The 8,338-nt window shown below is 69.5% G+C and carries 9 protein-coding genes; 3 read left to right on the top strand and 6 right to left on the bottom strand.

Features of this window, described 5'->3' with window-relative positions; translation table 11 throughout:
- Positions 1 to 126 precede the first annotated feature (126 nt).
- The 4 genes from AC1DY2_RS10795 to AC1DY2_RS10780 form a co-directional block, all read right to left on the bottom strand.
- A complete protein-coding gene (locus tag AC1DY2_RS10795) occupies positions 127 to 465 on the bottom strand; it encodes a DUF7882 family protein (RefSeq protein WP_476762430.1) in 339 nt (112 codons plus the stop codon).
- A 321-nt stretch (positions 466 to 786) separates the two neighbouring features.
- A complete protein-coding gene (locus tag AC1DY2_RS10790; protein WP_476762429.1) occupies positions 787 to 1,440 on the bottom strand; it encodes a hypothetical protein in 654 nt (217 codons plus the stop codon).
- A 63-nt stretch (positions 1,441 to 1,503) separates the two neighbouring features.
- On the bottom strand, positions 1,504 to 2,007 hold the full coding sequence (locus tag AC1DY2_RS10785) for an amino-acid N-acetyltransferase (protein WP_309977189.1): 504 nt from the start codon (positions 2,005 to 2,007) through the stop codon (positions 1,504 to 1,506).
- Positions 2,008 to 2,168: 161 nt separating this feature from the next.
- Complete coding sequence (locus tag AC1DY2_RS10780) at positions 2,169 to 4,697, bottom strand: ATP-dependent Clp protease ATP-binding subunit (protein WP_476762428.1); 2,529 nt, start codon at positions 4,695 to 4,697, stop codon at positions 2,169 to 2,171.
- A gap of 172 nt (positions 4,698 to 4,869) precedes the next feature.
- On the opposite strand from AC1DY2_RS10780, the gene AC1DY2_RS10775 reads away from it, so the two are divergent.
- Together AC1DY2_RS10775 and AC1DY2_RS10770 are read left to right on the top strand one after the other, a co-directional pair.
- On the top strand, positions 4,870 to 5,487 hold the full coding sequence (locus AC1DY2_RS10775; protein WP_476762427.1) for a hypothetical protein: 618 nt from the start codon (positions 4,870 to 4,872) through the stop codon (positions 5,485 to 5,487).
- Positions 5,487 to 5,726, top strand: coding sequence for a helix-turn-helix domain-containing protein (locus AC1DY2_RS10770; RefSeq protein WP_476762426.1), 240 nt, complete (start codon positions 5,487 to 5,489; stop codon positions 5,724 to 5,726). The genes AC1DY2_RS10775 and AC1DY2_RS10770 overlap by 1 nt, the downstream gene beginning before the upstream one ends.
- Positions 5,727 to 5,751: 25 nt before the next feature.
- Here AC1DY2_RS10770 and AC1DY2_RS10765 read toward each other — a convergent pair whose 3' ends face one another.
- Positions 5,752 to 6,258: a hypothetical protein gene (locus tag AC1DY2_RS10765; RefSeq protein ID WP_476762425.1), complete on the bottom strand. Its 507-nt coding sequence runs from the start codon at positions 6,256 to 6,258 to the stop codon at positions 5,752 to 5,754.
- Positions 6,259 to 6,369: 111 nt separating this feature from the next.
- Between AC1DY2_RS10765 and AC1DY2_RS10760 the strand changes: the two genes are divergently transcribed.
- Entirely contained in the window at positions 6,370 to 7,365 is a 996-nt protein-coding gene (locus AC1DY2_RS10760; protein ID WP_476762424.1) for a pirin family protein, read from the top strand.
- Between the two features lie 24 nt (positions 7,366 to 7,389).
- On the opposite strand, the gene AC1DY2_RS10755 is transcribed toward AC1DY2_RS10760, so the two are convergent.
- Positions 7,390 to 8,338: hypothetical protein (locus tag AC1DY2_RS10755; protein WP_476762423.1), on the bottom strand; the 949-nt coding region annotated here is incomplete at its 5' end.

Here is an 8,338-nt window from a genome sequence, read left to right as displayed (position 1 = left end):
ATCGTGGGGTCGACGGGGCCGCCTTCGTCTTCGTCGACGCGCCTCGGACCCTCACGATTCCGGCTGCGAGCACAGCCTAGGTCGGTTCTCGCGCCATAGGCGGTGAGTCCGCTGTGAACAACCGGCTCAGGTGGTGACCGCCTCCTCGACGATCGACGTCGCGAGTTCGTGGTGTGCCACGGCCGACGGTTCGGGGACCAACCTGAGGCCGCCCATGGAGTTCGCCGACACCGCGAGCTCCTCGATCCACTCGCGGTTGAGCGTGGGGTGCCTGTTGCCCGAGTACACGAACTGCACGGCGGTCTGCGGGCAGACCCAGACGCTCAGCGTCCGCTGATCATCGCGAAGCGTGAGCGCGAAGCTCTCCTGCCTGCGCAGCTTGTTGATGATGACCACCTGCAGGTGCGCCAAGGTGCGATCATCCATCTCGACCGTGGCATCGCGGTCGTACACGAAGCGTCCCATGCTGCATCCCACCTTCGAGAACGGAGCAACCCGCATGGCACGGGCGACGCCGAGGCGACAGCATGCATCACGATCACTCAGCGGGGTCCGGGCCAAGCAACTCGTGCGAATTCTACTCCGGCGAGGAACACGCGTCGAGGCCGAGGCCGACGTGCGAGCGGGCGTGTCACGGCCCCCAGATCGCCTTCACCCACCGACGATCGCCGGTGGGTGAAGGCTGTCCAAGCGCAATGAGCCCAGTCACTCGAACTGCCGCTCACCCTACAAGGGCGCGAGACGTTCCAGTGTCGGTGTTTCGGGGGACACTCCTCCGACGGCGGCTCAGTAGAGCTGGAACTGCTTCGATGCCTCCGACGCGATGCCGTCGACGGTGACCTCGAGGTGATACGACGCGCCGCCGGCGGGCACGGCTTCGCGCGGCCCCTCGCAGGTCTCGGCGCTCGACCGGGTGCGGTCCCAGACGATCGGCACGCTCGACGAGATCGGCGTGCCCGGCGTCAGCGACACCTCGGCGTCGATCGGGTCCACCTGACAGTCGGTGGACTGCCAGTAGAGCTCCTCGCCGCTCTTGATCGTGAACACCTGGGCGTTCGTCCCGGCGTTCAGCACGCAGACGTTCTTGCCCGTGTTGGTGATCGTCACGGAGAGCTGCGGCTGCTCGCCCGCCTCGTACACCGTCTTGTCGGTGACGGCTTCGACCACCACGTTCTTCGCGGTGCAGGGGTCGCCGTCGACCTCGGTCGCCTCGGTGGGGATCACGGTCGGCGGCGCGGTCGGCTCGCCGGTGGCGTCGGGGGTGGCCGTCGGCGCGGCGCCGGCCGCGGCATCCGGCTCATCGCCCTGGCTCGAACCCGGCCGCACGATCACCAGCACGATCGCGATGATCACGGCGACGAGTCCGAGGAGCACCAGGAGCCGACGACGTCGGTACACCTGCGGCGACTGCCGCCGTGCCGGTGCGGGATTCGTCGACATGCCCTCAGGGTACGACCGGGAGGCCAATCGTCCCGGCAGTCGCCCGGCGCGCCGGATGCCCGGTCAGAGCCGTTTCAGCATGCGCGTGTTGCCCAGCGTGTTCTGCTTCACGCGGGCGAGGTCGAGGAACTCGGCGACGCCCTCGTCGTGCGAGCGCACGAGCTCGGCGTACACGGCGGGGTCGACGGTCTCGTCGCCCATGTCCTCGAATCCGTGGCGCCCGAAGAACCCCACCTCGAAGGTGAGGCAGAACAGCCGGCTGAGGCCCAGCTCGCGTGCCTCCGACTCGAGCGTCTCGAGCAGGGCGTGGCCGACGCCTCGTCCGAGCCACGCGTCGTCGACCGCGAGGGTGCGCACCTCGCCGAGGTCCTCCCACATGACGTGCAGCGCGCCCGCCCCGATGACCTCGCCGTCGGCGGCCTCGGCGACGCGGAACTCCTGCACCGATCCGTACAGGTCGACCCGCTCCTTGCCGAGCAGGATGCGCCGGGACACGAGCGGTTCCACGAGTGCGATGATCTTCGGCACGTCGCTCGTGCGCGCGCGGCGCACCGTGAAGTCGGTCATCACGTCATGCTATCCGCGCCCGGCAGGCGGGCGGCGCGGAGGCCGCCACGAACCGACACCGTCCGCGCGAGCGGCAGCCGTCACGGCGGCGGAACCCGCGGCCGAAACGGCGAAGAGCGGATGCCGCGTGGCATCCGCTCTTCGAACCGTGCGTGCGGTGGCTACTCGCCCGCAGCCGCCGCGAGGTCGGGGCTCACGGGCCCGGCGCCGATCGCGGCGCCGGTGTTCACGCCCACGCCGACGGGCAGGGCCCGCTGCGACGTGGTGAACACGAACWCGCCGTCGCGGAAGTCGACGTGCACGTGGTCGCCCGAGTTGAGCTCGCCGTGCAGGATCTTCTCCGACAGGCGGTCCTCCACCTCGCGCTGCACCGCTCGGCGCAACGGCCGGGCGCCAAGGGCCGGGTCGAAGCCGACCTCGATCAGCCGCTCCTTGGCGGGCACCGTCAGCTCGACGGTCATGTCGCGGTCGAGCAGGCGCTCGCTGAGGCGCTTGAGGAACAGGTCGACGATCTGCAGGAGCTCGGGCTTCGACAGCTGCGGGAACACGATGATCTCGTCGACGCGGTTCAGGAACTCGGGCTTGAAGTGCTTCTTCAGCTCCTCCTTCACCTTGCCGCTCATGAGGTCGTAGCCGGTGCGGGTGTCACCCTCGAGCTGGAAGCCCACTGGGCCGCTCGAGATGTCCTTCGTGCCGAGGTTCGTCGTCATGATGATGACGGTGTTCTTGAAGTCCACAACCCGACCCTGGCCGTCGGTGAGACGGCCCTCCTCGAGGATCTGGAGGAGCGAGTTGAAGATGTCGGGGTGCGCCTTCTCGATCTCGTCGAAGAGCACGACGCTGAACGGCTTGCGCCGCACCTTCTCGGTGAGCTGGCCGCCCTCCTCGAAGCCGACGAACCCGGGAGGGGCGCCGAACAGTCGCGAGACGGTGTGCTTCTCGCCGTACTCCGACATGTCGAGCGAGATCATCGCCGCCTCGTCGTCGAACAGGAACTCGGCGAGCGCCTTGGCGAGCTCGGTCTTGCCGACGCCGGTCGGCCCGGCGAAGATGAACGAGCCCGAGGGACGCTTGGGGTCCTTCAGTCCGGCGCGGGTGCGGCGGATGGTCTTCGACAGTGCGGAGATCGCCTCCTCCTGGCCGATGACGCGCTCGTGCAGCGCCTTCTCCATGAAGACGAGTCGCGACGACTCCTCTTCGGTGAGCTTGAAGACGGGGATGCCGGTGGCCTGCGCGAGCACCTCGGCGATCAGGCCCTCGTCGACCACCGCGGTGGTCTTGACGTCGCCCGACTTCCACTGCTTCTCGAGGCGCAGGCGCTCGCCGAGCAGGTTCTTCTCCTCGTCGCGCAGCGACGCGGCCTTCTCGAAGTCCTGCTCCTCGATCGCGGTCTCCTTGGCGGCGCGCACCACGGCGATCTTCTCGTCGAACTCGCGCAGCTCGGGCGGCGACGAGAGGATCGAGAGGCGCAGGCGGGCGCCGGCCTCGTCGATCAGGTCGATCGCCTTGTCGGGGAGGAAGCGGTCGCTGATGTAGCGGTCGGCGAGGTTCGCCGCGGCCACGATCGCGCCGTCGGTGATGGACACCTTGTGGTGCGCCTCGTAGCGGTCGCGCAGCCCCTTGAGGATGTTGATCGTGTGGGGCAGCGAGGGCTCCTGCACCTGGATGGGCTGGAATCGGCGCTCGAGCGCGGCGTCCTTCTCGAAGTGCTTGCGGTACTCGTCGAGTGTGGTCGCGCCGATGGTCTGCAGCTCACCGCGCGCGAGGAGCGGCTTGAGGATCGACGCGGCGTCGATTGCGCCCTCGGCGGCGCCCGCACCCACGAGGGTGTGGATCTCGTCGATGAAGACGATGATGTCGCCGCGGGTGCGGATCTCCTTGGTGACCTTCTTCAGGCGCTCCTCGAAGTCGCCGCGGTAGCGGGAACCGGCGATGAGCGAGCCGAGGTCGAGCGAGTACAGCTGCTTGTCCTTCAGCGTCTCGGGGACCTCGTTCTTCACGATGGCCTGCGCGAGGCCCTCGACGACGGCGGTCTTGCCGACGCCCGGCTCGCCGATGAGTACGGGGTTGTTCTTGGATCGACGCGAGAGGATCTGCATGACCCGCTCGATCTCCTTCTCGCGCCCGATCACGGGGTCGAGCTTCGACTCGCGCGCGGCCTGCGTGAGGTTGCGCCCGAACTGGTCGAGGATCTGCGAGCCGCCCTGCGGCTGCTGCTGGTCGTTCGCCCCCACCTGCACCTGCTCCTTCCCCTGGTAACCGGAGAGCAACTGGATGACCTGCTGGCGCACGCGGTTGAGGTCGGCGCCGAGCTTGACGAGGACCTGGGCGGCGACGCCCTCGCCCTCACGGATCAGCCCGAGCAGGATGTGCTCGGTGCCGATGTAGTTGTGGCCCAGCTGGAGCGCCTCGCGCAGCGAGAGCTCGAGGACCTTCTTCGCGCGCGGCGTGAACGGGATGTGCCCCGTCGGCTGCTGCTGGCCCTGGCCGATGATGTCCTGCACCTGCTCGCGCACCGCGTCGAGCGAGATCCCGAGCGACTCGAGCGCCTTGGCGGCAACGCCCTCACCCTCGTGGATGAGACCGAGCAGGATGTGCTCGGTGCCGATGTAGTTGTGGTTCAGCATCTTGGCCTCTTCTTGGGCCAGGACGACGACACGACGGGCTCGGTCGGTGAATCTCTCGAACATCCTCAACTCCTCACCGGCGCCGGCTGGATTCGGGGGCGTCGATACATCGAGCGTAAACACTCGGGATGCCGCGTGGGCGGCTGTTCGCCGTGGGCGCACCGCTTGACCAGACCCGAACCCGGCCATACCATATCGATATTCGTTGGTATCGAAGATCGATATGGAGATCCGGATGTCCCTCAGCACCTCGCCGACGGCGCTGCGCCGCAGCGATCAGGCGGCCCTGTTCGTCACCATCGGGTTCGCCGTACTCGGCATCGTCGGCACGGCGTGGGCCACGGTCGCGCGGCTCCTCGAGGTGCTGCCGGCGCGGGACGTGCCGGCGCTTGTGCCCTTCATGGACGAGACCGCACCCTTGCCCATCGGCCCCGACGGCGCACCGGTGCAGGTCGAGGTCACCCAGGCGGTCGTCACGGTGCCGCACCCCGCGGCCGCAACCCAGTTCGCGCTCGTCGCCCAGCCCATCGTGGCCGGCCTCGCGACGATCGTGGTGATCGCGCTGCTCGCCGCCTTCGCCTGGAACGTCGGGCGGGGCCGCGCGTTCAGCAGGGTCAACGTGCGCGTCATCTGGTGGGCGACCTTCACCCTCCTCGTCGGCTGGATCCTCGGCGGGCTCTTCACGACGATGGGAGTCAACGGAGCACTGTCGGCGGTCAGCGAGTACGGCTACGACGGGGTGCTGTTCTCGACCGACTGGGTCGCATTCTGGGGGATCATGGCGCTCGGCGTGGTGGGCGCGGCATTCCAGGTCGGCGAGCGCCTGCAGCGCGACACCGAGGGCCTCGTCTGATGGCCCCGGCCGAGCCCGACGACGCCTCCGACGTGCACTGCCGCCTCGACGAGCTGCTCGAACGGCGCGGCATGACGCTGAAGGCACTCAGCGACCGGGTCGGCGTCAGCGTGGTGAACCTGAGCGTGCTGAAGAACGACCGCGCCCGCGCCATCCGCTTCTCGACGCTGCAGGCGATCTGCGAGGTGCTCGGCTGCGAGATCGGCGACCTGCTGGTGCTGCGCCGATCGACACCGTGAGCCGTCGACCCGCTCAGCCGATCGGCTACTTGATGGGAATGGTGAGTTCGTCGCCGGCGACCTCGACGACGAGCGGCTCGGTCGTGGTGACGTCGGTCGGCGTCCAGAACACCGTCGTGTGCGGCACGAGGTCTTGGGTGCAGACCTCGGTCTCGGGGCGCTGCACGAGGTCGATGGCGACGCGGTTGCCCTCGCCGGCCTTCTCGAGGGTGCGGATCTGCTGGCCGACGGTCGGGCAGGTCGAGCTGCCGAAGACCACCATGACGATCTGGCCGCCCTGCTCCCACCACGCGACCTGGGGCTGACCACTGTCGCTGTCCCACTCGACGCCCTCGACCTCCTCCTCGGAGGCGTCGTCGACCTCGCCGCCCGATTCGGGGTCGACGTCGATCGGCTCGGCCTCCTCGGCCACGGGGAGGCCGGAGAAGCTCTCGGCGACGTTGCCCGACGGGTTGCACGCGGAGAGCAGGAACACGGACGCGAGCGCGACGGCGGCGAAGCCGACGCGACGGAGACGCACGGAGGGAGCCATGCCGCCATGCTAGCGGGCGGCGGCGGCAAAACGAGGGCTCCGACGCGAGTTGCGTGGCCCTCGCTGCGCGCATCCCGCACCGGTGTCCTGTGGCGCGGGTAGCATGCCGACATGAGCAACCTCGAACGCGATCCGGTCGAGCTCCTGTGCCCGCCCGACGCACCGACCGGTCCGGTCGTGCAGGTGCTCGCGCCCCGCGACGTCCCGCTCGGCGGCCCCCGGGCCATGCGCGTGCGGCGCACGCTCCCGCAGCGGGGGCGCACGACCATCGGCGCGTGGTGCTTCGCCGATCATTACGGCCCCGACGACGTCTCCGAGTCGGGCGGCATGGTCGTGCCGCCGCATCCGCACACGGGGTTGCAGACGGTGAGCTGGCTGTTCGAGGGCGAGATCGAGCACCGCGACAGCGCGGGCAGCCACGAGCTGGTGCGTCCTGGCGCCGTCAACCTCATGACCGCCGGTCGCGGCATCTCGCACTCCGAGGTCTCGACGCAGGGAACGACGCGCCTGCACGGCGTGCAGCTGTGGGTGGCCCTGCCCGAGGCATCCCGCCACATCGGGCCGTTCTTCGAGCACGCCGAGACCGTGCCCGTCGCGGTCGGCGACGCCACCGTGCGAGTGTTCGTCGGCACGCTCGCCGGCGTCGACTCCGACGTGACCGTCTTCTCGCCCCTGCTCGGTGCCCAGGTCGACCTGCCCGCGCATGGGCGCACCGAGCTCGAGCTCGACCCCGCCTTCGAGCACGGCGTGCTCGTCGACGCCGGGCCGGTGGCCATCGAGATCGACGGTGCGGATGCCACCACCCAGGTCGCCTGGTCGGAGCTCGCGTACGTCGAGCCCGGTCGTCGGCGGCTCGTGCTCGAGGCCGGCGCGCAGCCGGTTCGGGTCGTGCTGCTCGGCGGCGTGCCGTTCGGCGAGGAGCTCGTGATGTGGTGGAACTTCATCGGCCGCAACCACGACGAGATCGTGGAGTTCCGGCGCGAGTGGCAGGCCGACGTGATCGGACGCGACAACCCCGACGGGCGCTTCGGCGCGGTCGACGGGTTCGACGGCGACCCGCTCCCCGCGCCCGAGCTGCCGACCGTGCGGTTGAAGCCCCGTCACTGACGGCGGCGAGGCGGCATCCGGTCGTCAGCGACGCTGCGAACGCGCCCGGCGCGCCAGCAGTGCGGCTGCTCCGCCGAGCATCAGCAGCAGGCCGACCCACAGCGCCGTGAGGCTGACGCCGGTCGACGACAGCACCGTCGGCACCGCGACGGGCACGCTCGCGCACGCGTCATCCTCGTCGGAGCCCTCGCCGTCCCAGAACGAGATCGTCGCGGTGTTGAGGAAGCCCGAGTTCTCCTGTCCGGAGGCCACCGCGCAGTCGGCCTGCTCGAGCGTGAGGTTCGGTGGCACGTGCGCGACCACGGTCACCGTGTAGGTGTGCACCGCGCTCGGGCCGAGCAGCGCCGCCGCGGCGACGAGCACGTCGTTCCGTCCGTCCCAGCCGCTGTTCACCACGACGCCGTCGGCCGAGGCGACCGTGGTGCTCTGGATGGTGATGGCCCCGCCGAACCGGATCCGGTCGCGCAGGTCGTAGGGCTGCTCGAACGTCGACGTGTTCGTCACGGTGAGCCCGTAGCGCACCGTCACGTTGCCGCTGCCGTCGAGGACCGGCGCTCCGATGAGGTCCTTCTGCACCGTCACGCCCGTGAGCTCGGTGTTCTCGAACGTGCAGAACACGGTGGTCGCCAGCGGCACCACCACCTCGACGGACCGGCCGTCGACGATCGGCTCGACCTCGGCGCCGACGCACTCCAGTCCGGTGAGCCGCCACCGGAGGTGCTCGGAGGTCTCGGTCACCGTGTAGGTGCCCRGCGGGACCAGCCCGGTGGAGTACGGGTCCGCCTCGTCGGTCAGCGAGAATGCCTCACCGTCAGGCCCCCACTCGAAGTCGAAGGACTGCGGCGAGCCGGCGGGTACCGTCGTCTTGTCGACGACGATCGACCCCCATTGCGCGTTCGTGTAGGTGCAGACGACGGTCTCGCCCGGATCGAGCTCGATCGTGCCGACGAGTCCCTGGTCGCTCGACGGGGTG

Source organism: Agromyces sp. P1_H4, assembly GCF_056405255.1.
The sequence above is the reverse complement of the archived record's forward strand: the minus strand, read 5'-3'. Positions and strand labels throughout refer to the sequence as shown.

Bases quoted from the DNA above. Each gene is read 5' to 3' on its own strand.
- AC1DY2_RS10795 (WP_476762430.1), bottom strand. From the start codon at position 465: ATGGGACGCTTCGTGTACGACCGCGATGCCACGGTCGAGATGGATGAT.
- AC1DY2_RS10790 (WP_476762429.1), bottom strand. From the start codon at position 1,440: ATGTCGACGAATCCCGCACCGGCACGGCGGCAGTCGCCGCAGGTGTAC.
- AC1DY2_RS10785 (WP_309977189.1), bottom strand. From the start codon at position 2,007: ATGACCGACTTCACGGTGCGCCGCGCGCGCACGAGCGACGTGCCGAAG.
- AC1DY2_RS10775 (WP_476762427.1), top strand. From the start codon at position 4,870: ATGTCCCTCAGCACCTCGCCGACGGCGCTGCGCCGCAGCGATCAGGCG.
- AC1DY2_RS10770 (WP_476762426.1), top strand. From the start codon at position 5,487: ATGGCCCCGGCCGAGCCCGACGACGCCTCCGACGTGCACTGCCGCCTC.
- AC1DY2_RS10765 (WP_476762425.1), bottom strand. From the start codon at position 6,258: ATGGCTCCCTCCGTGCGTCTCCGTCGCGTCGGCTTCGCCGCCGTCGCG.
- AC1DY2_RS10760 (WP_476762424.1), top strand. From the start codon at position 6,370: ATGAGCAACCTCGAACGCGATCCGGTCGAGCTCCTGTGCCCGCCCGAC.